Origin of the sequence: Silvimonas terrae (assembly GCF_014202765.1) — a bacterium.
GTDB lineage: Bacteria > Pseudomonadota > Gammaproteobacteria > Burkholderiales > Chitinibacteraceae > Silvimonas > Silvimonas terrae.
The window spans coordinates 535,471-561,207 of record NZ_JACHHN010000003.1 but is presented as its reverse complement, the minus strand read 5'-3'; the positions used below and the strand labels follow the sequence as shown (position 1 = coordinate 561,207).

At 60.8% G+C, this 25,737-nt stretch carries 27 protein-coding genes; 19 read left to right on the top strand and 8 right to left on the bottom strand.

Translation table 11 applies throughout. The features are described 5' to 3' along the window. Positions 1-10: 10 nt before the first annotated feature. The 6 genes from HNQ50_RS09850 to xapA all read right to left on the bottom strand — a co-directional run bounded on the left by HNQ50_RS09850 (position 11) and on the right by xapA (position 6,250). Complete coding sequence (locus tag HNQ50_RS09850; protein ID WP_184100026.1) at positions 11-1,264, bottom strand: nucleoside deaminase; 1,254 nt, start codon at positions 1,262-1,264, stop codon at positions 11-13. A gap of 72 nt (positions 1,265-1,336) precedes the next feature. Then, positions 1,337-2,542, bottom strand: a complete 1,206-nt coding sequence (gene tsgA / locus HNQ50_RS09845; protein ID WP_184100024.1) for an MFS transporter TsgA — start codon at positions 2,540-2,542, stop codon at positions 1,337-1,339. 20 nt (positions 2,543-2,562) lie between these two features. After that, on the bottom strand, positions 2,563-3,312 hold the full coding sequence (locus HNQ50_RS09840) for an outer membrane protein OmpK (RefSeq protein ID WP_184100022.1): 750 nt from the start codon (positions 3,310-3,312) through the stop codon (positions 2,563-2,565). Positions 3,313-3,390: 78 nt separating this feature from the next. After that, entirely contained in the window at positions 3,391-4,578 is a 1,188-nt protein-coding gene (locus HNQ50_RS09835; protein ID WP_184100020.1) for a phosphopentomutase, read from the bottom strand. A gap of 10 nt (positions 4,579-4,588) precedes the next feature. Beyond that, on the bottom strand, positions 4,589-5,341 hold the full coding sequence (gene deoC / locus HNQ50_RS09830; protein WP_184100018.1) for a deoxyribose-phosphate aldolase: 753 nt from the start codon (positions 5,339-5,341) through the stop codon (positions 4,589-4,591). An 81-nt stretch (positions 5,342-5,422) separates the two neighbouring features. Next, positions 5,423-6,250 carry a xanthosine phosphorylase gene (xapA, locus tag HNQ50_RS09825; RefSeq protein ID WP_184100016.1) on the bottom strand — a complete coding sequence of 276 codons (828 nt, stop codon included), beginning with the start codon at positions 6,248-6,250 and terminating at the stop codon, positions 5,423-5,425. A 132-nt stretch (positions 6,251-6,382) separates the two neighbouring features. On the opposite strand from xapA, the gene HNQ50_RS09820 reads away from it, so the two are divergent. Beyond that, positions 6,383-7,306 carry a LysR family transcriptional regulator gene (locus tag HNQ50_RS09820; protein ID WP_184100014.1) on the top strand — a complete coding sequence of 308 codons (924 nt, stop codon included), beginning with the start codon at positions 6,383-6,385 and terminating at the stop codon, positions 7,304-7,306. A gap of 46 nt (positions 7,307-7,352) precedes the next feature. Here HNQ50_RS09820 and HNQ50_RS09815 read toward each other — a convergent pair whose 3' ends face one another. Next, positions 7,353-8,093 (bottom strand): LOG family protein, encoded by a 741-nt coding sequence (locus HNQ50_RS09815; RefSeq protein ID WP_184100012.1) that lies wholly within the window; start codon positions 8,091-8,093, stop codon positions 7,353-7,355. A gap of 187 nt (positions 8,094-8,280) precedes the next feature. Here HNQ50_RS09815 and HNQ50_RS09810 point away from each other — a divergent pair, with 187 nt between their 5' ends. Together HNQ50_RS09810 and HNQ50_RS09805 are read left to right on the top strand one after the other, a co-directional pair. Continuing rightward, positions 8,281-8,997, top strand: coding sequence for a hypothetical protein (locus tag HNQ50_RS09810; RefSeq protein WP_184100010.1), 717 nt, complete (start codon positions 8,281-8,283; stop codon positions 8,995-8,997). Between the two features lie 128 nt (positions 8,998-9,125). Further along, complete coding sequence (locus tag HNQ50_RS09805; RefSeq protein ID WP_184100008.1) at positions 9,126-9,620, top strand: Fur family transcriptional regulator; 495 nt, start codon at positions 9,126-9,128, stop codon at positions 9,618-9,620. A gap of 24 nt (positions 9,621-9,644) precedes the next feature. On the opposite strand, the gene HNQ50_RS09800 is transcribed toward HNQ50_RS09805, so the two are convergent. Further along, on the bottom strand, positions 9,645-9,977 hold the full coding sequence (locus tag HNQ50_RS09800) for a YnfA family protein (protein ID WP_184100005.1): 333 nt from the start codon (positions 9,975-9,977) through the stop codon (positions 9,645-9,647). A gap of 185 nt (positions 9,978-10,162) precedes the next feature. Between HNQ50_RS09800 and HNQ50_RS09795 the strand changes: the two genes are divergently transcribed. The 16 genes from HNQ50_RS09795 to HNQ50_RS09720 all read left to right on the top strand — a co-directional run bounded on the left by HNQ50_RS09795 (position 10,163) and on the right by HNQ50_RS09720 (position 25,735). Beyond that, positions 10,163-11,257, top strand: coding sequence for a UDP-glucose--hexose-1-phosphate uridylyltransferase (locus tag HNQ50_RS09795; RefSeq protein ID WP_246428648.1), 1,095 nt, complete (start codon positions 10,163-10,165; stop codon positions 11,255-11,257). A gap of 20 nt (positions 11,258-11,277) precedes the next feature. Next, entirely contained in the window at positions 11,278-12,408 is a 1,131-nt protein-coding gene (galK, locus tag HNQ50_RS09790; RefSeq protein ID WP_308419150.1) for a galactokinase, read from the top strand. Further along, positions 12,371-13,390 carry an aldo/keto reductase gene (locus tag HNQ50_RS09785; RefSeq protein ID WP_281386166.1) on the top strand — a complete coding sequence of 340 codons (1,020 nt, stop codon included), beginning with the start codon at positions 12,371-12,373 and terminating at the stop codon, positions 13,388-13,390. The genes galK and HNQ50_RS09785 overlap by 38 nt, the downstream gene beginning before the upstream one ends. Positions 13,391-13,521: 131 nt before the next feature. After that, positions 13,522-14,766 (top strand): cation:proton antiporter, encoded by a 1,245-nt coding sequence (locus HNQ50_RS09780; protein WP_184100001.1) that lies wholly within the window; start codon positions 13,522-13,524, stop codon positions 14,764-14,766. 122 nt (positions 14,767-14,888) lie between these two features. Beyond that, on the top strand, positions 14,889-15,605 hold the full coding sequence (locus HNQ50_RS09775) for a beta-ketoacyl synthase chain length factor (RefSeq protein ID WP_184099999.1): 717 nt from the start codon (positions 14,889-14,891) through the stop codon (positions 15,603-15,605). After that, complete coding sequence (locus HNQ50_RS09770) at positions 15,602-16,381, top strand: lysophospholipid acyltransferase family protein (RefSeq protein WP_184099998.1); 780 nt, start codon at positions 15,602-15,604, stop codon at positions 16,379-16,381. Before HNQ50_RS09775 ends, HNQ50_RS09770 begins: the two co-directional genes overlap by 4 nt. Beyond that, a complete protein-coding gene (locus HNQ50_RS09765) occupies positions 16,362-16,622 on the top strand; it encodes a phosphopantetheine-binding protein (RefSeq protein WP_184099996.1) in 261 nt (86 codons plus the stop codon). The genes HNQ50_RS09770 and HNQ50_RS09765 overlap by 20 nt, the downstream gene beginning before the upstream one ends. Before the next feature lie 53 nt (positions 16,623-16,675). Next, the gene (locus HNQ50_RS09760) at positions 16,676-16,921 is read left to right on the top strand and encodes an acyl carrier protein (RefSeq protein WP_184099994.1); all 246 of its coding nucleotides are present in this window, start codon (positions 16,676-16,678) and stop codon (positions 16,919-16,921) included. 17 nt (positions 16,922-16,938) lie between these two features. Beyond that, positions 16,939-17,469: a COG4648 family protein gene (locus HNQ50_RS09755; RefSeq protein WP_246428647.1), complete on the top strand. Its 531-nt coding sequence runs from the start codon at positions 16,939-16,941 to the stop codon at positions 17,467-17,469. Then, positions 17,462-19,156 (top strand): ApeI family dehydratase, encoded by a 1,695-nt coding sequence (locus HNQ50_RS09750; RefSeq protein ID WP_184099992.1) that lies wholly within the window; start codon positions 17,462-17,464, stop codon positions 19,154-19,156. Before HNQ50_RS09755 ends, HNQ50_RS09750 begins: the two co-directional genes overlap by 8 nt. Then, positions 19,153-19,905 carry a glycosyltransferase family 2 protein gene (locus HNQ50_RS09745; protein WP_184099990.1) on the top strand — a complete coding sequence of 251 codons (753 nt, stop codon included), beginning with the start codon at positions 19,153-19,155 and terminating at the stop codon, positions 19,903-19,905. The genes HNQ50_RS09750 and HNQ50_RS09745 overlap by 4 nt, the downstream gene beginning before the upstream one ends. Further along, positions 19,902-20,843 (top strand): lysophospholipid acyltransferase family protein, encoded by a 942-nt coding sequence (locus HNQ50_RS09740; RefSeq protein ID WP_246428646.1) that lies wholly within the window; start codon positions 19,902-19,904, stop codon positions 20,841-20,843. Before HNQ50_RS09745 ends, HNQ50_RS09740 begins: the two co-directional genes overlap by 4 nt. Next, a complete protein-coding gene (locus HNQ50_RS09735) occupies positions 20,843-22,390 on the top strand; it encodes an HAL/PAL/TAL family ammonia-lyase (RefSeq protein WP_184099988.1) in 1,548 nt (515 codons plus the stop codon). The genes HNQ50_RS09740 and HNQ50_RS09735 overlap by 1 nt, the downstream gene beginning before the upstream one ends. Then, the gene (locus tag HNQ50_RS09730) at positions 22,371-22,793 is read left to right on the top strand and encodes an acyl-CoA thioesterase (RefSeq protein ID WP_184099986.1); all 423 of its coding nucleotides are present in this window, start codon (positions 22,371-22,373) and stop codon (positions 22,791-22,793) included. Before HNQ50_RS09735 ends, HNQ50_RS09730 begins: the two co-directional genes overlap by 20 nt. Continuing rightward, positions 22,790-23,392, top strand: a complete 603-nt coding sequence (locus HNQ50_RS09725) for a LolA family protein (protein WP_184099984.1) — start codon at positions 22,790-22,792, stop codon at positions 23,390-23,392. The genes HNQ50_RS09730 and HNQ50_RS09725 overlap by 4 nt, the downstream gene beginning before the upstream one ends. Before the next feature lie 30 nt (positions 23,393-23,422). Beyond that, entirely contained in the window at positions 23,423-25,735 is a 2,313-nt protein-coding gene (locus tag HNQ50_RS09720) for an MMPL family transporter (protein WP_184099982.1), read from the top strand. Positions 25,736-25,737: the final 2 nt, after the last annotated feature.

Sequence of the window (25,737 nt, the reverse complement as noted above, 5' to 3'; positions counted from 1 at the left end):
GAACATCATCTCAAAGCGTGGGCGTCATTGCTGCGATCAACGCCTGGCTTTGCACCTGCAACGGATTCACCACCACGCAACGACTGTAGAACGGCGGTAATTGCTGGCACCAGGCGGTCAAGGCCGTGGGTGACATGCCGGGTACCACATACTGCAAGGGCACGGGGTTTTCTGAGGGCACGGCACCTTCCATGGTCGAGCCAAAAGCACCCAGCTCCATCAGGCTGCGGGCAGAGTCGTCCGGCCCTTTGGCAAATACCCATGTGCCATGTTTGGGGTGGCCCAGGTAGCGGCGGGTTTTTTCCGCGCCGATCGCCGGGTTGTTGATCAATTGTTCGCGTAACGCAGCATAACTGCGGGTGAGGCGCATAAAGGCTGTTTGTAGCGGGGATACGTGTTCATGGCCCGGCATGCAAAGCAACAGATTGCCGAACGGGTCCAGCAATGCCACCGCATTGCCGCTACCGCCCTGGGTCAAGTCCACTCGTGCAGCAGCTTGCAAATGTGGAGCCAGACCGGCATCGGGCAGGCCCCGTGCAGGGGCGCGGTAGGTGAGTGCGGCGGGGTCTATGGCTTTGAGAGCGAGGATCAACGGGTCATCCGCTGGCAGCGTGGCCGGATCGTGTAATTGGTCCGCAGCTAAATCAGTATTGATGGTGTTTTTGACCTGGTTCACGGTGGCCTGAAAGAGCGCCTGGCACAAGGCGACATCGGCCTGATCCACGGTCTGCCCGGCGGCAAAGGGTGCGCTCAGTGCCGTGCCTGTGGCGGGTCTGGCAAATCCCCGGGCGCTGCCGGTGACGGCCGGATAGGCGTAACGGGTCTGCGCCTGGCGGCGCAAGCCGGGCGAGAGGGATGGAAAGCTGGCCTGCCGGTTGTAGTTGATGCCGGCAAAGTCATCAAAGGCGCCGGACACCACTTTGAAGCCCGCCGCCAGGATGGCGCCCGTACACATACAGCACGGATCCAGCGACGTCACGATGGTCATCTCGGCCGGTGGGGGCAGGGTGATGCCCTGGGCCAGTTGGGCGTAGTACCAGTCAATCAACTGGCGCTCGCCATGGGCGGTCGGGTCATGGGTTAGCCCATTCACCACCACGTTGTTATGGATGGCTTTCAGTTCATTGCCCAAGGGGTCCAGCAGCGTGCCACCGACGCTAAAGGTGCCCTGACCATATGCCTGAGTCGCCATATCGGCGGCCCGCGCTACGGCGTGTGTGACCTGGGTATAAACCGGTCGGGCCGGGAGAGACGAAGAATTCATGTTGAGTACACTCTGGCAGTGAGATGAAAAGCGCCCGACCAGAAAGGCCGGGCGAGAACTGCTTGTGATTTCTCAAGCGCCGTGGATTCTCACCGGAACCCCCAGCTTTTCTGCCTTGCTGGTGATACAGGCCGCAACCAGACTGACCAGCAGCAACACATAGGCCACCGTGGCGGTATTGAGCGCCCAGTGCAGACCCCACTGGCTGTAGACAAAGGCAGACAGGGAGGAGAACACCAGCGTGCCGATCGTGCCGATGGTCAGTAGCGCGGACGTCAGCGTTGGCGGCGAGTTGCGCACTTGCAGGCTGCCGTAGCTCATCAGGCCGGAGAACAAACCAGAGTTACAGAAGCCGAACAGCCCGGCGCAAACCAGAATCAAACCGGGCGCGGCGCTGTTGGCGGCCAGAACAAGGCTGAAGAGGCCGACCACGGTGGAGGCCAGCAGATAGGTACGCAGTTTGATAAAGCGGACCGTGAACTGGTTGACGAACAGGCCAATGGATTTCACCGTCCAGTAGGTGGTGATGTAATACGCAGCCTGATCCGGCGCCATGCCAAACTGTTCTTTCAGCCAGGTGGGCAACCACATGGTGAACACCGGCTCGGCCAGCAAGAAACAGAACAGGGCAAAACAAAGTATCCAGGCCGCAATGCCCCAGGGTTCTTGAGTGCCGCTCACCGGCATATCGCTGGCGGTCTGTTTGACGATGGGAAACTTGACGCCCAGACACAGGATGATCATCAGCACGCTGAGGATACCCATTGCGCCATACATGGCCAGCCAGCTGGCGCCGTGCTTGAACAGATAACCCAACACCAGCGACAGCACCACCCCGGCCAGGGCAAAGAAGAAGTCGGTAAAAATCAGGTTGGCAGAACGGGCTTTGGCGTCATCGTTAATCCGGACCACCAGATAGCTGCCGATCGCCATCATGATGCCGGACGCCGCACCAATCAGAAAAACACCCACACCAAAGGCGGTGATGTTGGCCGGAAAGATAAACAGGGCGGCACAGGTCAGCGCCGAGATCGCGGAGCCCACGATCAACTGCGTGCCCAGGTGGACGTGGCGCATCAGCATGCCGCTGACCATGATGGGTAAGAACAGGCCAATGTTCATCAGCGTAAACATCTGCCCGATAAAAGCCGGGGTTTTGCCAAAGGCCTGGGAGACCGGGAACAAAACAATACCCAGGGTGGAGACGAGCGAGCCGGTAAAGAAATAGCTCAGCCACGAGATCATGTTGATCCGCAGCCGGTTTCTGGCGTTATCCATGATGAGTTCTCTGTGCGCTGTTAGAAGTTGTATTTGGCGGTGGCGATATACGCATCGGTCAGGCCATCAGCCCCAAGCGTATTGACCGCATAGTTGTACTGGCCGCCCACCGACCAGTGCGGGGTAACGTTCCACCACAACGCCAGCACGCCATAGAAGCTCTGCCTTGAGCTGCCCTGGGGGATGTAGGCTTCTTTGCGGTTGAAGTCGAATTCGCTCCAGTTGGTCAGCGCAAAAGACTGGCTTCCCAGGTTGAAGGGCACCCACGCCGCCCAGCCCAACTCATAACCGTTCCAGCCCGCAAAATAAGTGCTGTTGGTGTAATGCGCGCCGATAAAGGGCGTGAAAGAAGCATTGTTCAGCGCCACGTTGTAGCCGACGCCAACCACCTGGTTGAACTCGTGAAAGTTGTGATCGGCCACGATCTTGCTCTGGAAAAAAGCATTCCAGCCGGCGCCGTGGCGTTCGTCGCCCAGGTAATAGCGCAACTGGCCCTTGGCGAACATGCCGTATTCATCACTGGCCTTGTTGAAGTGATTCCAGTCGGTAAAACCGTATAACTCGCCCCAGGTGTACTGACCGCCGCCTTCCAGCTCCAGGTAAGCATCGTTGCTGCGGCCGTTGCTCATGCCGGGCGTATGGTTCCAGTCCAGGTAGTTCACGCTGACGTCGCCAAAACCACCGGTTTGCTCGGCATGGGCCGTGCTCGCGGCCAGCAGGGTGGCCAGAACGCAGGCCCCGGCCAGACTCTTTTTGATTGTTGAACGCATATCGAACTCCTCCTTGTTGTGAATTTCATGCATGCAGCCCGTTGTTCTGTTTTGTTCGGGCGTATCTCCAGGAGGTGTTCAAGCCAGCATGTTGTGACCGTGATCCAGTGCGGCCAGGCCCAGCCATGCCGCCGCAGTCTGGCCCAGGTCGGCAAAGGTGGGGCGCACGCCCAGACTGCGCGGACTAACTGTCGCGCCGTAGAGCAGGATCGGCACGTATTCACGCGTGTGATCGCTGCCGTGCCAGGTGGGGTCGCAACCGTGATCCGCAGTCAGCATCAATAGATCGTCGGAGCGCAGGCCGGCTAGCAGGTTGGGCAGCAGACCGTCCAGTAATTCCAGTTCCTGCGCATAGCCGGTGGCATCACGGCGGTGGCCAAAGCTTTGGTCAAAATCGACCAGATTGGTCATGACAATGCTGTTGTCTGGCGCACTGCGCACTTGTTCGTACGTGGCGGCCATCAGATCGACCGTGCCATGTGCGGCCACGGCCTGACTGATGCCCTGGTGGGCGAAAATGTCAGCAATCTTGCCGATGGAAACCACTGTGCCGCCGGCTTTGACCTGCCGCTCCAGCAGTGTGGGAAAGGGGGGCGGCATGGTGTAGTCATGCCGGTTGGCGGTGCGTTTGAAGCTGGCGGCATCCGCGCCCGCAAACGGTCGCGCAATCACCCGGCCTATACGCAGCGGATCGATTTCTTCCCGGATAATGCGGCACAGGTCATACAGCCGTTCCAGCCCAAAGGCTGTTTCATGACAGGCCACCTGGAAAACAGAATCGGCCGAGGTATAAAAGATGGGCCAGCCGGTCTCGATATGGCGTTCACCCAGACGGGTAATGATATCGGTGCCGGATGCATGGCAATCCCCCAGCCAGCCACTCACCCCGGCCCGTTCGGTAATACGCTGCAACAGGTCCGCTGGAAAACAATGACCATCCGCCTGTTGCGGGAACATGCCCCAAGGCGTCGTGACCGGTACGCCCGCCATTTCCCGATGGCCCGACGGCGTGTCTTTGCCTGCGCTCACTTCCCTGGCGGCAGCCCAGGCGCCGATTGCGGGCGCTTCTTCAATACCCGGCAGCGATTGCCCACACGCTAAGGCCAGGGCCCGGCCCAGACCCAGTTGTCGCAAGACCGGAATCCGTAGCGGTCCGTGCTGGGCGATATGCAACAAGGTATTGGCCCCGCTATCGCCAAAGCGATCTGCATCCGGTAACGCGCCAATACCCAGCGAGTCAATCACCACAATAAATACACGTGTCATGGTGCTGTGCTCAGTAACCGGTTACGGGGGCGCCGGCCAGCAAATTGTTCAGCAGGCTGGAGGTGCCAAAGCGGAAATGGGCAGGCGTCACCCAATCGGCCCCCAGGATGTCTTCCGCCAGGGCCAGATAGATTTCGGCTTCGGCCTGGTTGCGCACGCCGCCAGCCGCCTTGAAGCCGCAGTCGCGATTTCGCTCTGCGATCACTTGCAACATGATGGCGGCGGCCTCCGGGGTGGCGTTGACGGGCACCTTGCCGGTAGAGGTCTTGATGAAGTCCGCCCCGGCATCAATGGCAATTTCGCTGGCGTGGCGGATCAAAGCCGCACTGTGCAATTCACCACTTTCGATGATCACTTTCAGTACCTTGTTGCCACACGCTTGTTTGCAGGCGGCGACCAACTGTGCCCCCACGAGTGGATCACCGGCTTGCAAGGCACGCCACGGGAACACGACATCGACTTCGTCGGCACCCAGGGCAATGGCGCTGGCGGTCTGGGCCTGGGCTTGCGCGATGTCGGCTTCGCCCAGCGGGAAGTTGGTGACAGTGGCAATCTTGACCTGGGGCAGGTTCAGGTTCAGTAACCGGGCGCGGGCACTTTCAATAAATTGCGGGTAGATGCAGAGTGCGGCTGGCGGCGACAGGCTGGCTTGCTCACACAGGGCGGCAATGCTGGCGTGGCTGTCGTTATCCTGGAGCGAGGTCAAATCCATCAGCGAAATAATGCGGGCAACGCCAGGGGCAAGCATGGGGGTAGCGGTCATCGTGAAACTCCGGCAAAAGTAAGCCCCTCGCCCCAGAGGGGCGCCAGGCGAAAAACGGAAGGAGGCGCGCGGTGGTGCGGTTTAACGCGCTACGCGTTGTGCAAAGAAGGCGCGCAGCAAGCGCATGAAATCTTCTGCCGCCATGGCGGCGCACCGCAGGGTTTGCTCGTGCGAGAGCGGAGTGTCAGACAGCCCCTCGGCGTAGTTGGTCATGGCCGATACCGCCAGCACTTTCAGGCCGCAATGCCGCGCAGCCAGAACCTCCGGCACAATGGACATGCCCACCACATCACAGCCCAGCGTCTGCATCATGCGGATTTCAGCGGGGGTTTCGAAATTGGGGCCGGTGTAGCCGGCAAACACGCCCTCGGCCAGATCAATATCCAGGCTCGTGGCGACCGCCGCCAGCTCTGCCCGCAATTCACGGTCATAGGCGTTGGCCAGGCTGAAAAAGCGCGGCCCGAAGCGGTCATCATTGGGCCCGACCAACGGGGATTCCGGCATGAAGTTAATGTGATCTGTCAACGCCACCAGCCGGCCAGGGCCGACTTCTTTGCGCATGGAACCGGCGGCGTTGGTCGCGAGCAGAAACTCACAACCCAGGAGCTTGAAGGCGCGCACGGCGGTCATCATCACCGGCATGCCGCGCCCCTCGTAAAAATGGCCGCGCCCCTTCATGCACAGCACCGGTACCCCCTCCAGCCAACCGGCGACCAGCTGCCCGGCATGGCCGACCACGCTGCTGACCGGAAATCCAGGCAGCTCGGTGTAGTCAATGGATACCGCATGGGTCATGGTGTCGGCCAGTGCGCCCAGGCCAGAGCCAAGAATCAGGGCGGCGTGGGGCTGAAAACCGGGCATACGCTGGCGAATCAGCTCGGCGGCGGCATACGGGGCTTGATCAAGCATGGAGCGGTTCCTGGTGGGTCATTAAAAGTAGTGCTCATCGTAGCGACTACATAAATAGTCAGTCCAATACAATAACTGGCTTAATTGATAGCCATTAATGTATAAATGGCGTGCCGACGACGAGCCCCATTCATGAAGACACCTGATCTGATTCATCCCGATTTCGCCCGTATTAATTTCCGGCTGTTGCACTATTTTCGGGTGGTGGCGCAGGAGTTGAGCTTTAGCAAGGCGGCCCAGCGGCTGAATATGTCGCAGCCGCCGCTCAGCTTGCACGTCAAGGAGCTGGAAGCCACGCTGGACACCCAGTTGTTTGTGCGGACCACGCGTTCAGTGGCGCTGACCCCTGCCGGGCGGGCGCTGCTGCGTGATGTGGAAAAGCTGCTGGATCAGGCCAGTAGTTCGCTCTGGCACGTGCGCCAGCTTGGGCGCGGCGCGGCGGGGCATATGGTCATCGGTGCGGTGGGTACGGCGGTGTGGGGCGCCTTGTTGCCCTCGCTCCGGCATTTTGTCGCGCAAGTACCCGGCGCAACGTGGTCATTGAATGAACTCTCACCCACCCGCCAGATTGAAGCTTTGCAACAGCACCGCATTGACCTGGGCATCTGGCGAGAGGCCCAGAGCGGCTTGCCGCCCGATCTGTCCTGCCAGTTGCTGGGTAAAGAAAATATTGTGCTGGCGGTGTCCAGCGAACACCCGCTGGCACAAACGCCCCATGTGCCGCTGGCTACCCTGGCACAAGAAGACATGGTGCTGTTACCCGCCCAGGCCTCCAGCCTGGGCGCTTACCTGCACAATGCCTGCCGCCAGCAGGGGTTTGTACCGCGGATCAGCCATCAGGTGAATGAACCGCAGACCGCGCTGGCGCTGGTGGCCGATGGTTATGGCGTGACGCTGTTACCAGAAAGTTGTGCCCGCATCGCCTGGCCGGGCGTGTCCTTTTGCGCGCTGGCAGAACCGCTCCCGGCCAATTTGTACGCGGTGTATGACGCCCACACGGTGACGCCGGTGGTGCAGGGCTTTCTGGATATGCTCAGGGATGAGCAGGGCGCATAAAAAAACGGCCGGGTGATCCGGCCGTTTTTGGGGCGTAGCGGAAGGCTCAAGGCGTATGTGCCGAGATCGGTTCCAGCGCCTTGCCCACTTCCTGCCAGTTGGCGTGGTGTTCGCGAATCAGTTGTACGGCATCTTCAATGCTGTCGACCACCACCGGAATCTGCATGTCCCGCTCACCCGCCAGGCCCGCGCCGTTGTTCACCATGTTCAGATTGGCCCAATCCACCAGGCCGTGCCACATGTCGCCGATCAGGATCAGCGGGGTGTCGTACAGCTTGCGTACCTGCAAGAGCTGCCAGACCATGGAGAGTTCCAGCAGGGTACCGATGCCGCCTTCGGTCACAATAAAGGCGTTGGAGCGCGCAACAAAGTGATGCAGGCGTGAGAAAAACGTCTTGTGTTCATACACACGGCCGACAAAGTCATTCACGTGCTGTTCAAAATCCAGATCCACACGGATGCCCACCGAGGCGTCCGGATCATCCGGTTTGGCCTGACGCGCGCCTTCGTTGGCGGCCTGCATCAGGCCCGGGCCACCACCTGTCACAATACGGCAGCCCATGGCGGCCAGTTGCGAGGCCAGTTGTTTGACGGCCTCATACGAGGGGGTGTCTTCCTGAATACGGGCCGAGCCAAAAATGGTGACGTGGTATTGATCCGTATGGGCCGGGCGCAGACGGGAGAGGTCGTCCACCGTGTCCCACAGCTTGAGCACGGCGTCCGACACAATGCGCAAGGCTTCGGCGTCATCGACCACGCCGACGGGTTTGTTGTTGGGATTAATCATGATGTCCTGTAACGATCTGCGCCGGCGTCACCCGGTCTGTTGACCTGCGGGCGGATACCGGCAGGGAAGGGGCAGTCTAGCGGCATCGGCCCGGCTTTCAAAGGGCTTTCAAGGTCGGCCGTGGTGTCTCGGGAAAATGTCACCATTTTTGCAAATGGGTTTAGCGATATCTGCGCGATACAATGACATGACAATAACCGCTCTGACGAGACTGACCATGAAGATCCGCCCGCTGTGTGTCTTGCCTTTTTTGTTGTTGCCTCTGGCCGCGCAGGCCGCAGATGTGGGGGTACAGCGCCTGCGTTGCGATGTACTCAACCCGGATAAATCGCCCCGGACCAGTTATCTGACGGTACAAACCGTGGACCTGGGCAATTACTGGTTCTGGCGTGCCGATGGAGATTGCGCCACGTTCCTGTTTGACAGCCCGCGCTCCAGCACCACCGCGCCAACGTTGTTCCCCAAAGTGCTGCCGGGCGACGACTGGAAAGACAAACTGGTCGTCAACTTCAGTGGCAAGGATGGCTATGGTGTTGGCCCCGCCCAGTTCCGCTATCACGCCATGCCACAAGGCAGGACATCGGGTGGGCAGGATATGGATGTCGATATCAAGATCAAACACCAGGTGACCGGTGCGCAAAGCGCGAACGAGTATGAGGAAGAATCGGCGCTGACTTATGTCCCGGCCACGGGCGCACTCTTGCGCATGAGCGGCAAGGTCAAAGGCGTGGATAAAAACCGCAATTCCTTTACCTTGATCAACTGCAATATCGAGGGGGTCAATTGCCCCGGCGGCGCGCCTTCTGCTGCGGCGACACCGGCAGAATCAGCCGCGGCATCCGAGCCGGTGTATGACAAGGGCGGCGGCGCGGCGGACGTACAGATCAAGCCGCTGGCGCAATAAGCGTCGCGCCTTGTCAAAGTAATGCGCAAGCCGGGCCGCATGCGGTGGCGGCCCGGTTTGGCTGCAACCTGGGTTAGAATCAAGCTTCAACAGGCGTACCGGTGCGCCTGTTCTGGTCTGGCAGGCTTATGAATACACAAGAATTTCTGGATTTTGCTGAGGCGCAGTGCCGCGTGCATGGCACCCGGCTGACCACCATTCGCCGTCAGGTGCTGGAGCATATTGCCGAGCAGCCTGGCTACAGCAAGGCCTATGACGTGCTTGAGGCATTGCGCCCGGAGACCGCGTCGCTTACGCCGCCCACCATTTACCGCGCGCTGGAGTTCCTGGAAGCCGAGGGCTTTGTCCACCGGCTGGAAGTGGTCAATGGTTACGTGGCTTGCCAGCAGCACGATCACGCGCACGAAACGCTGTTTATCATTTGTCCGTGTTGCGGCAAGGTGGCCGAAGCCAAGGGCGACAAGTACGCCTATTTCTTTAAGGATATCCTGGGGGAAAACGGCTTTGGCGCAGTCCCGCAGCACCTTGAAGTCAAAGCGTATTGCAATGAGTGCCAGGCCACTGGCGCCACTTGCGTGCATGAAAACATGGCCTCATCCCACCGCCATCAGCACGACCACTAAGCCAGGATTTGCAGCCCGACCGCGCTACGCGGTGCGCGGAGCAAAAAAGATGATGGCCATGCCGGCCAGTGTCACCAGTGCGCCGATGACGTCCCAGCGATCCGGGCGCACGCCTTCTACCGCCCACATCCAGCCAAGCGCCACGCTCACATACACGCCGCCGTAAGCGGCGTAGGTGCGTCCTGCGCCGGTCGGGTGCAGGGTGAGTAACCACGCAAACAGGGCCAGACTCAACAGCGCGGGCAAGTACAGCCATGCGCTGGCGCCTTTGCGCAGCACCAGCCAGGGGAGATAGCAACCGGCAATCTCCGCCAGTGCCGTGAGCACGAACAGGCCCAGCGTTTTCAGTACCAACATGACGATCTTGTCCCGGTGGGGGTATGGTTTATGAGCATGTAAACCGGTTTGGTACATTTGGTTGTAGCCATTTTATCCATATATGCGCATGACCGTATCCATACGCGCACTAATTTATTAGTAATAATATCAATGACGGTCTGGAAGGCGCTACAATGCCAGTCCGGTCATGCCCCGAGCATGGCATGATGAATGATTCTGCCGTGATCCGCCTGGCGGTGCCGGCAGCCCAAAGCTCAGGAGTGTTGATGTTTGATCCCGTCGATCACCCGCACCGTCGTTTTAATCCGCTGACCGGGCGGTGGGTGCTGGTTTCCCCTCATCGCGCCAAACGGCCCTGGCAGGGCCAGATGGACGCCCCGGTGACCCAGGCGCAACCCGCGCATGATCCCACATGTTATCTGTGCGCCGGCAATCAGCGCGTGTCTGGTGAACATAACCCGGACTACCCGCACACCTGGGTGTTTGGTAACGATTTTGCCGCGTTGCTGAGCGATACCCCGGCCCCGCCAGAAAACCACGACCCGCTGTTTCGCGCCAGTACCGCACGCGGGCTGGCGCGGGTGATCTGTTTTTCGCCAGATCACAGCAAGACGCTGCCGCAGCTCTCGCTGCAAGACCTGGCGTATGTGGTGGACACCTGGTGCGACCAGGTGGCAGAACTCTCCAAAGACTGGGCGTGGGTGCAGGTCTTTGAGAACAAGGGCGCGGTGATGGGGTGCTCCAACCCGCATCCGCATGGCCAGTTGTGGGCCAGCAATTTCCTGCCGACCGAAGTCGCGGCGGAAGACGAACACCAGGCCGCGTATTTTGCCGAGCACGGCCGGCCCATGCTGACCGACTATATTGCGCGCGAACAGGCCGATGGCGCGCGCACCGTGGTCGAGACAGAACACTGGATTGCCGTGGTGCCGTACTGGGCGGCCTGGCCGTTTGAGACACTCTTGACGCCCAAGGCGCATGTCACGCACCTGGACAAGCTCTCCGCCGCACAAAAAACCGATCTTGCGCTGATCATCAAAAAGCTGACCACGCGTTACGACAACCTGTTTCAGACCTCTTTCCCGTATTCCATGGGCTGGCACGGTGCGGATGACCCGCACTGGCAACTGCACGCCCATTTCTACCCGCCCTTGCTGCGCTCGGCCTCCGTGCGCAAATTCATGGTCGGCTACGAAATGATGGCGGAAACCCAGCGGGACATTACCCCTGAACAAGCGGCTGCACGCTTGCAGCAATTATCTGAAGTGCACTATCTGCAAAATGAGAAGGGGCTGTGATGTCGGGTCCGGATACACGAGTGAATGCACGCTTTATTGATACCTTTGGGGTGCTGCCGCGACACATTGTGCAAGCGCCTGGGCGCGTCAACCTGATTGGCGAACACACCGATTACAACGACGGTTTTGTGCTGCCGTGCGCCATCAATCACTTTACGGCGATTGCCTGCACCCCGCGGGATGACAACACCGTGCGCGTGGTGGCGGCTGATTACGACAACCAGGTGGATATTTTCTCGCTGGATGGCGAGGTCGAGCCCAACAAAGACATGCTCTGGGCCACCTACGTGCGTGGCGCGGTGGTGTACCTGAAAAAGCTGGGCCATCAGTTTGGTGGCATGGATATGGTGATCGGTGGCGATATCCCGCAAGGCGCCGGTTTGTCGTCATCGGCTTCTTTGATGGTCGCAGTGGGTCAGGCGTTCAAGACGGCGTATGCACTGTCGTTGTCTCCGGCCGACAATGCGCTCAACGCGCAAAAGGCCGAGAACGAGTTTGTGGGTTGCCATTGCGGCATCATGGATCAACTGATCTCCGCCAGCGGCCAGCCGGATCACGCGCTGCTGATTGATTGCCGCTCGCTGGAAACCCGCTCGGTGTCCATGCCCGCCGGCTACACCGTGCTGATTCTGAATTCCCGCATCCAGCGTGGTCTGGTGGGCAGTGAATACAACACCCGCCGCCGCCAGTGCGAAGAAGCCGCCGCGTTCTTTGGCGTAAAAGCGCTGCGGGATGTCACCTTGCCGCAATTGCAGGCGGCCGTCGGCAAGCTGGACCCGGTGGTATTCCGCCGCGCCCACCACATCGTCACGGAAAACCAGCGCACGCTGGATGCCGCCGAGGCCCTGGCCAGCGGTGACATGGCGCGTATGGCGGTACTGATGGCGCAATCGCATGTCTCCATGCGGGATGACTTTGAAATCACCGTGCCGCTGATCGATGAACTGGTCGATATCGTCAAACTGGTCGTGGGCCCGGCTGGCGGTGTACGCATGACCGGTGGCGGCTTTGGTGGCTGCGTGGTCTCGCTGGTGCCCGATGCCATGGTTGAAGACGTCAAAGCCGCCGTGGCGGAGCACTATCGCAATGCCCATGGTGAACAGGCCGAGCCGTATGTCTGCCACGCCAGCGCTGGCGCAGGCGAACTGTGAGCCGGTCATGAGCGCAAGCCCGGAACTGTTGTACCGGCGCTGTGGCGCCAGTGGCGTCAAGCTGCCTGCCATCTCGCTAGGGTTGTGGCACAACTTTGGCGATAACCGCGCCATGGTCGATATCCGGGCCATGCTGCACCGCGCGCTTGATCTGGGCGTGGTGCATTTTGACCTCGCCAATAACTATGGCCCGCCGCCGGGCAGCGCGGAAACCCGCTTTGGCGATGTACTGGCGACCAGCCTGCGGGGTCATCGGCACGAACTGTTTATCAGCAGCAAGGCGGGCTATGTGATGTGGCCCGGCCCGTATGGTAACTGGGGCAGCCGCAAGAGCGTGCTGGCTAGCCTGGATCAAAGCCTCAAGCGCATGCGGCTGGACCACGTTGACCTGTTCTATTCGCATCGGCCCGATCCGGAAACGCCAATTGAAGAAACCATGAGCGCGCTTGATACCGCCGTGCGCCAGGGCAAGGCGCGCTATGTCGGGCTTTCCAATTACACCTTGCCGCAGACCATGGCGGCCGTGACCGCACTCAAACAACTGGGCACGCCCTGCCTGATTCACCAGGCGCGTTATTCCATGTTCGAGCGTTGGGTAGAAGACGGCTTGCTGGATTACCTGGATCAGCAAGGCATCGGCGCCATTGCGTTTAGCCCGCTGGCGCAAGGTGTGTTGACAGATCGCTACCTGAACGGTTTGCCCGAGGGCTCGCGCGCGCTGGATCCGGATAGCCCGTTCCTCACCCCGGAGAAAGTCCTGCAGCGGGTGGCCAAGGCCCGGCAACTCAACGAACTGGCACTGCTGCGCGGGCAATCTTTGGCACAAATGGCACTGGCCTGGGTGCTGCGCAAGACCACCTCGGCCATTATCGGGGCCAGTCGGGTGACCCAGATTGAACACAATCTGGCCGCCCTGGCGCGGGCTACATTCAGTGGGGAAGAACTCGCACAGATCGAGGCGATTCTGGCGCAACCGGAGTGAGGCGGTGTAAGAATAGTCGTTTGATGGCGTCGCAACAGACCTCTGTCAGGGCGCCAAACAGGGGTTGGCAAGCGCCGAGTCAGACATGGATATCCTTCTGATATACTGCGGCGCTTTCGGGCGCCATCGGCGTGCCCATTGACTCTGGTGGCCCGGCCATGTTCCTCATTTTGCCTTTGCAAATCATCGTTGTGATTGCGGCTTGTCTTGCCGCAGGCTGGTTGGCGCGCCGGTGCGGGCAACCGCGCGTGGTGGGGGAAATGGCTGCCGGTTTGTTATTGGGGCCATCGGTGTTTGGCGCTTTGCTGCCCGCCGTGTCTGGCTGGTTGTTCCCGCCGCATGGCCTGGCCGCGCTGGGCTGGATCAGCCAGATCGCCATTGCGGTATTCATGTTTTCTCTGGGGCTGGAGCAAGAGTCCGCCGTGCTGCGCCGGCAGAAATGGACGGTGCTGGCGGTGAGCCTGGGCGGCATTGCCTTGCCCTTTGCGCTGGGCTGTCTGGTGGGCCAATGGCTGTACCCGCAATACGCGCAAGGCCAGGTGCCGCAACTGTCTTTTGTGCTTTTCACTGGCACCGCGCTGAGTATGACGGCCTTGCCGGTCCTGGCGCGCATCCTGCGTGAGAAAGACCTGCTGGGCACCCAGGCCGGCGCCATTGCCATGGCCGCGGCGGTGCTGAGCGATGTCTGCATGTGGGTGCTGCTGGCCGCCGTGCTGATTTTCTGCAAACCAGGTGCTGGTCAATTACCCACTATTTTGCTCGGCCTGTCGTGGGTGGTGTTCATGCTCTGGCTGGTACGCCCGGCCCTGGCGCGGGTGGTGCAGTGGCGCCCGACTCTGCCCGTGTATCTGGTGCTGGCCGTGGCCTTGTTGCTGGGTTGTAGCTGGCTGGCGGACCACCTGGGTTTGCATATGTTGCTGGGGGCATTCCTGGCAGGGCTGGTGATGCCGCGTCACGCGGAATTGGCCCGGCGTACCCTGCGTCTGAGCGCACGGCCCATGATCTGGGCCTTACCGTTGTTTTTTGCCTACACCGGTCTGCGCACGCATTTGCAGCTGGGCGGCGTAGCTGACGTCATGCTGATCGGATCGGTCATTGTTTCGGCATGTATCGGCAAGGCCGGCGGGGCTTATCTGGGGGCCCGGCTGACCGGCACCCAGCATGACACCGCCGCGCTGATCGCCGTGCTGATGAACGCACGCGGGCTGATGGAACTGGTGATTCTCAATATTGGTATGGACCTGGGTTTGCTGACACCGCCGGTTTTCGCCGCGCTGGTATTGATGGCGTTTGTAACCACCCTGATGACCGGACCACTTGTCAATTTCCTGCACCTGCTTTCCCGCCGGAAGCTGCAAGATGGCCTGCAGTATTGAGTTGAGCAAATGAGTATGGCAGCATGGGCGCCGCCATTTTGATGGCAGCGCTATGTTTTTAAATGAATTTTCCGGATTTTGGTCGGAATCGGCCGACAACACGGTTGGTGGATGGAGTGGTGGTGGATTCTTTGCGATTTAGCCTTGAAAGCTGGGCAGCGTGGGCGCCGGACCTGGTCACGCCTGACGCCTGGCAAAACTGGGCTGCGCAACCGGCATCAAGCCGCGCCGCTGCCGGGGCTGATCCTGCCGTTGCGGCCATGCCGCCCATGTTGCGCCGGCGCGCCCAACGCTTGGGCCGGATGGCGCTGGAGGTCTTGTACAGCCAGCAACCGGACGCGGCCGCACCGATTGTCTTTGCCTCACGCTTTGGCGAAATCGGCCAGGCCACGGCCTTGCTGCGCGAGTTGGCCCATAGCCACACCGTCTCGCCCCAGGCGTTCAGCATGTCGGTGCATAACGCGGTGGCCGGCCTCTACACTATCGCCCGTAAAGAGCCTGCCAGCGTGATGGCACTGGCTGCGGGTACCCGTACTGCGCAAGCCGGCCTGTTTGAAGCCGCAATGCAATTGGCCGATGGCGCACCCCGTGTACGCCTGTTGTTTTGTGACGAGCCACTGCCAGAGGCCTATCAATGCTTTGGCGAGGTGGTTGAGCCGGCGTATGCCCTGATGCTCACGCTGGTGCCCGGCGCGGATTACACGCTGGCTTGGCAACCCGGGCACACGGCATCGCACAACGCCAGCCCGCTGGATGTGCTGCGGTTTGTGCTGGCGGGGGCGAGTGCCGCTTTGCCGCTGGATCGGGCCGGCTGGGCGTTGCAAAGGATTGCCGCATGAGCGAACTGACCCGTTCCCTGCGCGCCTGCAAATTTGGCTTTTGTTTTGCCATGTTCGGGCTGGGCGGCTTGTTGATCCGTGGCGTGGTTTTTCCCGGCATGATGCTGGTGCCGCGTGGGCAGCGCCGTGAACAAATGGCCAAGAACCTGATCGGCCGCGCCATGGCACTGTTTGTCTGGTTGATGCGGGTCACAGGTGCGGTCAGCGTGTCGATTGAAGGCGCAGAAAAACTGGACCGGGAAGGATTGTTGATTCTGGCAAATCATCCCTCGCTGATTGACGTGGTGATTCTGATGTCGTTAATTACGCGCCCCGATTGCATCGTCAAGGCGGCGCTCTGGCGCAACCCGTTCACGGCGGGTCCGGTGCGTGTCGCCGGGTATATCAGCAATGCCACGGGCCCGGAACTGGTCAGTGATGCCATCGACTCACTGACGCGGGGCAATAACCTGATCGTGTTTCCGGAAGGAACCCGCACCGGCCCGGCCGGCGAAATGCAATTTCAACGTGGTGCTGCCAATATCGCAGTCCGCGGCAAACGGCCAGTCACCCCGGTGGTGATTACCGTTTCAGAGCAAACGCTGACCAAGAGCAGCAAGTGGTATCGACCCCCGGCCAGAAAGCCGCATTTTCGCATTCACGTGCTTGACGACGTGGCGGTCGAACCGTTGATTGCGGGGCACGGCGAGCCCGCAATGCAGGCACGCTGGTTAACCACGTGGCTGGAACAGTTTTTTGAGAGAGAGATAGCGAGACATGGACCCACTGGTCAATGAGATCAAGGCACTGATCATCGAGAGCCTGAATCTTGAAGAAGTCACACCGGATGATATCGACGCCGCCGCACCGCTGTTTGTCGACGGCCTGGGTCTGGATTCCATCGACGCGCTGGAACTGGGCGTGGCGCTGCAAAAAAAGTATGGCCTGAGCTTTGTCGCTGACTCCGAGCAGACACGCCTGCATTTTGCCTCGGTCAATGCGCTGGCGACGTTTGTGGGCAGTCACCGCACCCGCTGAGCCCAGCCCGTACAGCCGCGCTTGCCGCGCGATACCGCATGAAGGATGCAGACATGACCAAAGATGAAATCTATAACTGGATCGCCAAAGATCTGGTCGAATCGTTTGAAATCAGCCCGGAACGCATCACGCCCGAGGCCCGCCTGTACGAAGACCTGGATATCGACAGCATCGACGCCGTCGACCTGATCGTGAAACTCAAGCAAGTGACGGGCAAACGCATGCAGCCAGAGGCGTTCAAGTCCGTACGCACGATCAACGACGTGGTCGAAGCCGTCTACGGCCTGATCCACACTTAAGCCGGCTGTACGCTCCAATGCCTGCCTGGCTTGCCGCGCTTGCCGGCCTGATCATTCCCGCGCTGTTCTGGTTGTTTCATGCACTGGGCTGGCCGCTGTGGCTGATTGGCCTCACGCTGATCCCGTTTGCCTGGCGCCGGCGCGCCTTGCTGCCGGGCCTGTCCTGGCTGGCGCCCGCCGCCGCCGTGTTCGGCGTGCTGGCCGTACTGCTGCGCTCAGACCTGCCGGTGCGTCTGTATCCGGTGCTGGTCAACCTTGCCATGCTGATTGTCTTTGCGCTGAGCCTGAAAGCGCCCCAAACCATGATTGAACGGATTGCCCGATTGACTGAACCTGACCTGCCCGAGTCCGGCGTGCGTTATACCCGCCGCGTGACCGTGGCCTGGTGCTGTTTTTTTGTTGTGAACGGCACGCTGGCGCTGGCGACCGTGCTATACGGCAATGTGCGCGTGTGGTCCATCTACAACGGCATGATTGCTTATGTCTTGATGGGGCTGATGCTGGGGGGCGAGTGGTTGATTCGCCAGCGGGTGCGTCGTCATGCGTGAGCACTTGAGCAGCTTCAGCCTGGTGAATGGCGCACTGGCCGGCGCGGATGACCTGCCACTGGCGTGGCGTGGCGCAGAGATCATTTGTCGGGGTCAATGGCGGCAGGATGTCGCCCGCGCGGCCGGGGCGATTGCCGCCTTGCCGGCTGGCGATATCGCGGTCTACAGCGCAGATTGTTATCAATGTTGTGTCTGGTTACTGGGCGCCTGGCATGCCGGTCGCTGCGTGATTTTGCCAGGGGATAACACCCCGGTGACCACCGCGCGCGTCAAGGCGCTCAGCGTGGCGCTGGCGGGCGATTTTGCCGACGCTGATCTGCCTGGCTGGCAAGAGGCTGCGCCCGTGCCGCTGGCCTCGCTGGACCCGGCCATGCGTGCCGTGGATGTCTTTACGTCGGGCTCGACCGGGGAACCGGGGCGCATCCCGAAAAAGCTGGCTCAACTGGATGATGAAATGCGCGCGCAAGAGAGCGTATTCGGTCAGCACATTGCGCCAGACGCCCTCGTCATTGCCACCGTATCGCAGCAACATCTGTATGGCTTGCTGTTCCGGATTATCTGGCCGCTGGTCAGTGGCCGCCCCTTTGCCGCGCAGATGATGACTTTTCCGGAAGAATTGTCGCGCGCGCCCGGCACCGCACCGCTGGTGCTGGTCAGCAGCCCGGCCTTGCTCAAGCGCCTGCCAGAGCATCTTGATCTGACCGCCTTTGCCGCACGTGGCCAGGCGGTGTTCTCCTCCGGTGGGCCGTTGCCCGCTACGGCCTCGCTGGCCTTGCGTGAACGCACGGGGCTGGCCACGCGCGAGATTTTTGGTAGCTCGGAAACCGGCGGCATTGCCTGGCGGGATCACCCGGAGCACCCCTGGCTGCCCTTGCCGGGGGTCGAAGTTGCGCCGACTGAAGACGGTCTGCTGCAATTGCGCTCCCCTTATTTGCCTGATCACGCCTGGTTTGCGACCGCAGACCGCGTGCGCTTTGAGGCTGACGGCCGTTTCTACTTGCTGGGGCGGGCTGACCGGATTGCCAAGATTGAAGAAAAACGCATTTCCCTGACCGCACTGGAAGCCGCCCTGCTGGCGACCGGGCTGGTTGCCGAAGCCCGGGTGGTGGTGCTGGAAGGCGCACGCGTGGAGCTGGGGGCCGCACTGGTCCTGTCAGACGCCGGGCGCGTGCAGCTGCAAGACAGTGGCCGCAACACGCTGGTGCAGCACTTGCGCAGCGTGTTGGCCCAAAGTATTGAACGGGTCGGCTTGCCCCGGCGCTGGCGGTTTATCGACGCCTTGCCGCAAACCCGCATGGGCAAGACGACAGAACAGGATGTCCGCATGTTGTTTGAAAAACCGCGTCTGCCGCAGGTGGCAGCGACGCAGCAACTGGACGACGCCACCGTCCTGACGCTGCTGATTGACCCGGACCTGGCGCATTTTGAAGGGCATTTTCGTCAGGCGGCCGTATTGCCCGGCGTCGCGCAATTACACTGGGCCGTACATTTTGCCCGCACCCTGTTCGAGATGCCGCCCGCCTTCAAAGGCATGGATGCCATCAAGTTCCAGCATGTAATCCTGCCGGATGCCCAGGTCACGCTGACGCTGCGATACCGCGCCGATAAACAGCAGCTTAATTTCAGTTATTCCACCGGCGAGCGCATGCATTCCAGTGGCCGTATCGTATTTGGGGCCGCCGCATGAAACTGTGTGTGGTCATCCCCGTTTACAACCACGAACACGCCATTGGCCATGTGGTCAGCGCCATCCGCCAACTGGCGCTGCCGGTGGTGCTGGTTGATGACGGCAGCACGCCGGCATGCGCAGCGGTGCTGGACGAACTGGCTTTGCAAGCCGGCGTGACCTTGTCCCGGCACGAGATCAATCAAGGCAAGGGCGCGGCGGTCATGACCGGCATGCGGCTGGCGGCTGAACTGGGTTATACCCATGCGCTGCAGATTGATTCAGATGGGCAGCATGACATTGCTGACCTGCCGCCGGTGATTGCGCTGGCGCAGCAACACCCGGAAGCCATCATTGCCGGTTACCCGGTGTATGACGAGTCCGTGCCGCGTTCGCGTTTGTATGGGCGTTACGCCACGCATATCTGGGTGTGGATCAACACGCTCTCGTTGCGCATCAAGGATTCCATGTGCGGCCTGCGCGTGTATCCGCTGGCCCCGACGCTGGCGCTGATCAACCGCGTGCATATCGGCCTGCGCATGGATTTTGATGCAGAAATCCTGGTCCGGCTGGACTGGCGCAACGTGCCCATCATCAACGTGCCGGTGCACGTCAGCTACCCGATCGATGGCGTTTCGCACTTTGATCTGTGGCGCGACAACGTGCTGATCAGTGTTATGCATACCCGCTTGTTCTTTGGCATGTTGCCGCGCCTGCCGGCCTTGCTGTGGCGCCTTGTCACCGGCCGTGCGGCCATGCGGAGAGCATGATGCATTGGGCGCGCATGGGGGAAGCCGGGTTTGTCTCCGGCATGAAATTCCTGTTTACCGTCTATCGCTGGCTGGGCCGCTGGCCGTTCCGGATTGCGCTGTATCCGGTGCTGGCCTGGTATGTTGCTACCCGGGCCATCGCGCGCACCTCCTCGCGGGAATATCTGGCCCAGTTGCATCAGTACACCGGCGGCCAAAGCCCGCAACCCACCCTGCTGAACGTGCTGCGGCACTTTGGCGCGTTTGCCGAGACGCTGCTGGACAAGCTGCTGGTGTGGAGTGCGCCGGAGCGCATTGGCAATGTCGTGGTACAAGGCGGCGAGCCCCTGATCGAGATGCTGGAAGCCGGGCAGGGCGGGGTGATGGTGGCCTCGCACATTGGCAATTTCGAGCTGTGCCGCGCATTGGCCAAACAACGGCGGGCGACCCTTAAACTCACCATTTTTACGCACACCCGGCATGCCCAGCAGTTCAACCGCCTGATGCGGGAGCTGGCACCGGGCAGCCAGGTTGATCTGATCCAGGTAACAGATTTGTCATCGGCCACCGCCGTATTGCTGGCGGAACGTGTGGCGCGTGGCGAATTCATTGTGATCGCCGGGGACCGGATTCCGGTGTCAGACCAGGGCCGCTCCGTGCCGGTTTCGTTTCTCGGCGCACCTGCGCAATTGCCGGTGGGGCCATATATGATTGCCGCCATCCTCAAATGTCCGGTGTTTGCGGTGATTGCCAGCAAGCGTGCCACCGAAACCCATATCACCATTGCCAAAATGGCCGACGCCGTCAGCCTGCCGCGGCAAAACCGCATGGTCATGGTGAGCCAACTGGCGCAACAATACGCGGACCTGCTGGCTCAAGAGTGTCAACTGGCGCCGCTGCAATGGTTCAATTTCTATCCATTCTGGGCACAGGCCCGCACTCAAGAGGCCCACGCCTGATGACGCTTTCTACTCGCACCGTGGTATTTGGTCCGGCCCGGCTTTGTATTGAAGACATCGTGGCGTTGTCCCGCCGCACTGCCGCCGCCCGGCTGGATACCGATGCTGCCTTTACCCAGCGCATCAGCGCGGGCGCGCAGTATCTGGATCGCCTGCTGGAAGAGGAAGGGCAAATCTACGGCGTCACCACCGGCTACGGGGACTCTTGCACCGTGGGTATTCCGATGGATCTGGTGAGCGAACTGCCGCACCATCTGTATACCTACCACGGTTGCGGCCTGGGGGAGTATTTCAATCCGCCGCAAACCCGCGCCATCTTGGCGGCGCGACTGGCCTCGCTGACCCGTGGGTATTCCGGCGTCAGCATGGGTTTGCTGCAACAACTTACCGCGCTGATCACGCACGACATTTTGCCGCGCGTGCCGGCTGAGGGCTCGGTGGGCGCCAGTGGCGATCTGACTCCGCTCTCTTATGTGGTCGCCGCCATGTGTGGCGAGCGCGACGTGGTGGTGCAGGATGAACTGATGAGCGCCGCCACGGCCTTGCAAGCCGCTGGCCTGGAACCGCTCAGGCTGCGCCCCAAAGAAGGCCTGGCCATGATGAATGGCACGGCGGTGATGACCGCGCTGGCCTGTCTGGCGTGGGACAAAGCGCGTTATGTTTCAGACATGGCCACCCGCATCACCGCGCTGGCTGTGGCTACGGCGGCGGGCAATGCTTACCACTTTGACGAAGCGCTGTTTGCTGCCAAGCCGCACCCGGGTCAGCAACGCGTCGCGGCACGTTTGCGTGCAGATATCTCGGACATTGGCAGCGAACAACGCTTGCAAGACCGGTATTCGCTGCGCTGTGCGCCGCACGTGATTGGTGTGCTGGAGGACGCGCTGCCGTTCTTGCGCAGCACCATTGAGAATGAACTCAACAGCGCCAACGACAACCCGCTGATCGATCCGCAGGAAATGCGTTTGCTGCATGGCGGTCATTTCTATGGCGGCCATATTGCGTTTGCCATGGACAGCCTGAAAAACCTGGTCGCCAATGTGGCCGATTTGCTGGATCGCCAGATGGCGCTGCTGGTCGATGCCCGCTACAACCACGGCCTGCCGGCAAATCTTTCTGGCGCCACCGGCCCGCGCGCAGCCATCAATCATGGTTTGAAGGCGCTGCAGATTTCGGTTTCGGCCTGGACGGCGGAGGCACTCAAACTGACCATGCCGGCTTCGGTGTTCTCAAGATCGACCGAATGCCATAACCAGGACAAAGTCAGCATGGGCACGATTGCCGCGCGTGATTGCCTGCGCGTGTTGCAACTGACCGAACAAGTGCTGGCCGCCATGCTGATCACCGTGCGCCAGGGCGTGCAATTGCGTGCACGCGAAGGCGGTGCCACGGTACAACTGGGCGCTGGTGCCGCCGCCTTTGTGCGCGAGCTGGAACAAGACATCGCCTTTATCGATGAAGATGTGGCGCTGGAACCGTTGTTGCGCCAACTCATGCGCAAAATTGATGGGCAAGCATGGAGCATGTATGACCAAGCCCATTCATGAAGCCAGCGTCACGCTGACCATCCCGTTTCATGATCTGGACCCCATGCAGGTGGTCTGGCATGGCAACTACGCGCGTTATTTTGAACACGCCCGTACGGCGTTGTTCCAGTCGTTTGATTTCGATATTCCCGCCATGCGGGAGTCCGGTTTTGTCTGGCCGGTGATCGAACTGAACGTGCGCTATGTCCAGCCTTTGCGCTACCAGCAAAACATCACCATCAGCGCCGCCATAGTCGAGTGGGAAAACCGCATCAAGGTGCGTTATGAAATCCGCGATAGTGCCACTGGCGAGCGCTTGACCCGTGGCCATACCATCCAGGTGGCGGTGGACGTCAGTACACAGGAAATGTGTTTTGTGTCGCCCGCCATCCTGTTCCAGAAACTCGGAGTACCGCACCCGTGAAGCACATCCTGATTTTTGTCGCCTGCCTTGTGGCGGGTGTGGCCCATGCCGATGACGCCCTGTTCAAGGATATTCAGGGCAAGCTGATTGATGCGCCAGTCATTCACGGTCAGTTTACGCAGTCCCGCCAGTTGGTCGGGGTCAAAAAGCCGCTGAATGCCACCGGGTCGTTTCTGGTGGACAAGCAACGCGGTGTGATCTGGAAAGCGGAAAAACCCTTCCCCAGCACCTTGCGTGTCACCCGCGGCGAGATTCTGCAAAAGAATGGCGACCAGGTCATGATGAAGCTGTCTGGCGACAAAGAACCCACGGTCAAGACGGTCAGTAGTTTGTTGTTCTCGCTGTTCTCCGGGGATGTAGCCGCGCTGGGCAAGCTCTTTAATGCTCAGGGCAATGTCAGCGGCAAGAACTGGAAACTGGCGCTGACCCCGAAAGACGCGGCGCTTTCCAAACTGATTTCCGGCATCCAGCTGACCGGCGCGGGCACGGTGGAACATATCCAGCTCAACGCCGCCAGCGGCGACGTGACGCAGATCGATATGCATGACGTCACCACCGCGCAAAGCCTGACCCCGGCCGAGAATGCAAACTTTGAATAACGCCCGCGTTGATTTCCGGCAGAGGGTGGCATGCGACTAAGCCGTGTTCTGGCCGGCCTCTGGCTGCTGATCGTGATCGCACTGGGTGCGGTGTTGCTGCTGCAAAGCGGCACGCTGGGTCAACGCGTCGATACCGATCTGTTTGCGCTGTTGCCGCGTGACCAGCGCAACCCGATGGCGGAAACCGCGCTGCAGTCGCTCTCCAAACAGGGCGAGCGCCATCTGGTGTTCATGATCGGCAGTGCTGATCCAGACCGTGCCGCAGCGGCGGCGCATCAATTTGCGGCAGAGATTGCCCCCTTGCCGTTGACCGCCCAGCCGCTGGGTGAAACCCTCGCCGCCATCAGCCAGTTTTATGCGCCGTATCGCCGCAACTTGCTATCCGCCGCCGATGCCAGCGCCCTGCAACAATCCGGCACGGATTGGCCGCAACGTGCGCTGGCCGCAGCGTACTCGCCCATGGCCGGTGCCACGCTGGCATGGAAAGATGATCCGTTTGGTTTCTATGCGGACTGGCTGCAAAGTCTGGCCGGTGCCAACAAGGTGCGTCCGCAAGAGGGCCAGTTGCGGGCCTCGGCCAATGGCATCACTTACATCGTGTTGCCGTACACCCTCAATGGCAGCGCGTTCTCGTTGGGCTTGCAGGAACAAGTACTGGGTGGGCTGGAGGCGGCGGCCGCCAAACTCAAGACGCGCTATCCGGATATCCAGTTACGCCGCGCCGGCGTGATTTTGCATGCGGCCACAGCGGCACGCAGTGCCAAATCAGAGATGTCCACTATTGGCGCGGGTTCGACCCTGGGCGTGATTTTGCTGGCGCTGCTGGTGTTCCGTGGCGTGCGGCCAGTAGCGCTGGCGGCGCTGTCGGTGCTGGTGGGGAGCCTTGTCAGCGCGGTGCTGGTGCTGCAATGGTTTGGCCATATCCACATGTTGACCCTGGTGTTTGGCACCAGCCTGGTTGGCGTGGCAGTGGATTACAGCTTGCTGGCGCTGGCCTCCGGTATCGATAGTCACGAACCCGTGGCGGCGCGTTATCGCAAGCTGCTGCCCAGCATGTTGCTGGCCGTCACCACCATGTCTTTGGGCTATCTGGGTCTGGCACTGACGCCGTTTCCGGGGCTGGCGCAGATGGCGGCGTTTGCCGTGATCGGCATTATCGGCGCGTGGCTGACGGTGATGCTCTGGTTCCCGCTGCTGGAACGCAAAGGCTTGCATTCCACCGCCATCAGCCGGGCCATTGCCGGCTGGCTGCCGCGCTGGCCGCGTATCGTGGGCAAGCGCTGGTTCTGGCTGGCGCTGCTGGCCGTGCCGGTGGTGTTCGGGCTGAGCCGGCTGCAACAGAATGACGATATCCGCGCGCTCTCGGGCATTGATCCGCAATTGCTGGCAGAACAGATTGATATTGGCCGGGTCATGGGGCTGCCCAGCCCGGCGCAGTTGTTCATTATCAGTGGCGCTACGCCAGAAGAAGTCTTGCAGCGCGAAGAGGCCCTGCGCGACAAACTGGCGCCGTTCATGGTCAGCGGCCATCTGGCGGGGGCTGAGGCAATCTCCCGCTGGATTCCCTCGCAAGCGGCGCAGCAGCGCAATGCAGCGCTGTTTGAACGCCAGATTGCGCAAAAACCAGGCGTGCTGGAGAACATTGCGGATCAGGTTGGCCTGGCGCCGGACTGGCTGCAGGACCAACGCAAGCCGGTGCCCTTGCTGCCGTTTGAGACCTGGTTCAAGTCTCCTGCGGCCGTTGCCGCGGGTTATCTGTGGCTGGGCAAGCAGGATCATGGCTATGCCAGTATGGTGCTGTTGCAAGGGCTCAATGATCGGGTCACCACAGCCCAACTGGGGCAGATTGTCTCGCCAGGCGTAGTGTGGGTCGACAAGGTGTCAGAAATCTCCGCCTTGATGGCGCAATACCGGCAATTGCTCACCCGTGTGCTGATCGGGGCTTATGTGCTGGCGTTTGCGGTGCTCAGCCTGCGCTATCGCCGGCAGACCTGGCGCATCATGTTGCCGCCGGCGCTGGCCACCCTGACCACGCTGGCCATCATGGGCGCGGTGGGGATGCCTTTGCAGTTGCTCAGCATGGTTACCTTCTTGCTGGTGCTGGGCATGGGCATGGACTACGGCATTTTCTTGCTGGAACACCCGGATGATGGTCGGGTGTACCTGGCCGTCACCCTGGCGGCCGTCTGTACCTTGCTGTCTTTTGGCCTGCTGGCACTGAGCCATACGCCAGCGCTGCATGCGTTTGGATTCTCTACCCTGTGCGGCATCGGTCTTGTCTGGCTGTTCGCACCGTTGTTTCGTAAAACTGCATTCCAACCCGTGCCTGAATCTGGAAAATAACT

Excerpts from the sequence above, each read along its gene's own strand:
- tsgA (WP_184100024.1), bottom strand. The coding sequence starts at position 2,542 with ATGGATAACGCCAGAAACCGGCTGCGGATCAACATGATCTCGTGGCTG.
- HNQ50_RS09805 (WP_184100008.1), top strand. The coding sequence starts at position 9,126 with ATGAATACACAAGAATTTCTGGATTTTGCTGAGGCGCAGTGCCGCGTG.
- HNQ50_RS09770 (WP_184099998.1), top strand. The coding sequence starts at position 15,602 with ATGAGCGAACTGACCCGTTCCCTGCGCGCCTGCAAATTTGGCTTTTGT.
- HNQ50_RS09755 (WP_246428647.1), top strand. The coding sequence starts at position 16,939 with ATGCCTGCCTGGCTTGCCGCGCTTGCCGGCCTGATCATTCCCGCGCTG.
- HNQ50_RS09730 (WP_184099986.1), top strand. The coding sequence starts at position 22,371 with ATGACCAAGCCCATTCATGAAGCCAGCGTCACGCTGACCATCCCGTTT.
- HNQ50_RS09785 (WP_281386166.1), top strand. The coding sequence starts at position 12,371 with ATGTCTGCCACGCCAGCGCTGGCGCAGGCGAACTGTGAGCCGGTCATG.
- HNQ50_RS09835 (WP_184100020.1), bottom strand. The coding sequence starts at position 4,578 with ATGACACGTGTATTTATTGTGGTGATTGACTCGCTGGGTATTGGCGCG.
- xapA (WP_184100016.1), bottom strand. The coding sequence starts at position 6,250 with ATGCTTGATCAAGCCCCGTATGCCGCCGCCGAGCTGATTCGCCAGCGT.
- HNQ50_RS09720 (WP_184099982.1), top strand. The coding sequence starts at position 23,423 with ATGCGACTAAGCCGTGTTCTGGCCGGCCTCTGGCTGCTGATCGTGATC.
- HNQ50_RS09810 (WP_184100010.1), top strand. The coding sequence starts at position 8,281 with ATGACAATAACCGCTCTGACGAGACTGACCATGAAGATCCGCCCGCTG.
- HNQ50_RS09735 (WP_184099988.1), top strand. The coding sequence starts at position 20,843 with ATGACGCTTTCTACTCGCACCGTGGTATTTGGTCCGGCCCGGCTTTGT.
- deoC (WP_184100018.1), bottom strand. The coding sequence starts at position 5,341 with ATGACCGCTACCCCCATGCTTGCCCCTGGCGTTGCCCGCATTATTTCG.
- HNQ50_RS09815 (WP_184100012.1), bottom strand. The coding sequence starts at position 8,093 with ATGATTAATCCCAACAACAAACCCGTCGGCGTGGTCGATGACGCCGAA.
- HNQ50_RS09800 (WP_184100005.1), bottom strand. The coding sequence starts at position 9,977 with ATGTTGGTACTGAAAACGCTGGGCCTGTTCGTGCTCACGGCACTGGCG.
- HNQ50_RS09740 (WP_246428646.1), top strand. The coding sequence starts at position 19,902 with ATGATGCATTGGGCGCGCATGGGGGAAGCCGGGTTTGTCTCCGGCATG.
- HNQ50_RS09820 (WP_184100014.1), top strand. The coding sequence starts at position 6,383 with ATGAAGACACCTGATCTGATTCATCCCGATTTCGCCCGTATTAATTTC.
- HNQ50_RS09840 (WP_184100022.1), bottom strand. The coding sequence starts at position 3,312 with ATGCGTTCAACAATCAAAAAGAGTCTGGCCGGGGCCTGCGTTCTGGCC.
- HNQ50_RS09760 (WP_184099994.1), top strand. The coding sequence starts at position 16,676 with ATGACCAAAGATGAAATCTATAACTGGATCGCCAAAGATCTGGTCGAA.
- HNQ50_RS09850 (WP_184100026.1), bottom strand. The coding sequence starts at position 1,264 with ATGAATTCTTCGTCTCTCCCGGCCCGACCGGTTTATACCCAGGTCACA.
- HNQ50_RS09795 (WP_246428648.1), top strand. The coding sequence starts at position 10,163 with ATGATGAATGATTCTGCCGTGATCCGCCTGGCGGTGCCGGCAGCCCAA.
- HNQ50_RS09765 (WP_184099996.1), top strand. The coding sequence starts at position 16,362 with ATGGACCCACTGGTCAATGAGATCAAGGCACTGATCATCGAGAGCCTG.
- HNQ50_RS09750 (WP_184099992.1), top strand. The coding sequence starts at position 17,462 with ATGCGTGAGCACTTGAGCAGCTTCAGCCTGGTGAATGGCGCACTGGCC.
- HNQ50_RS09745 (WP_184099990.1), top strand. The coding sequence starts at position 19,153 with ATGAAACTGTGTGTGGTCATCCCCGTTTACAACCACGAACACGCCATT.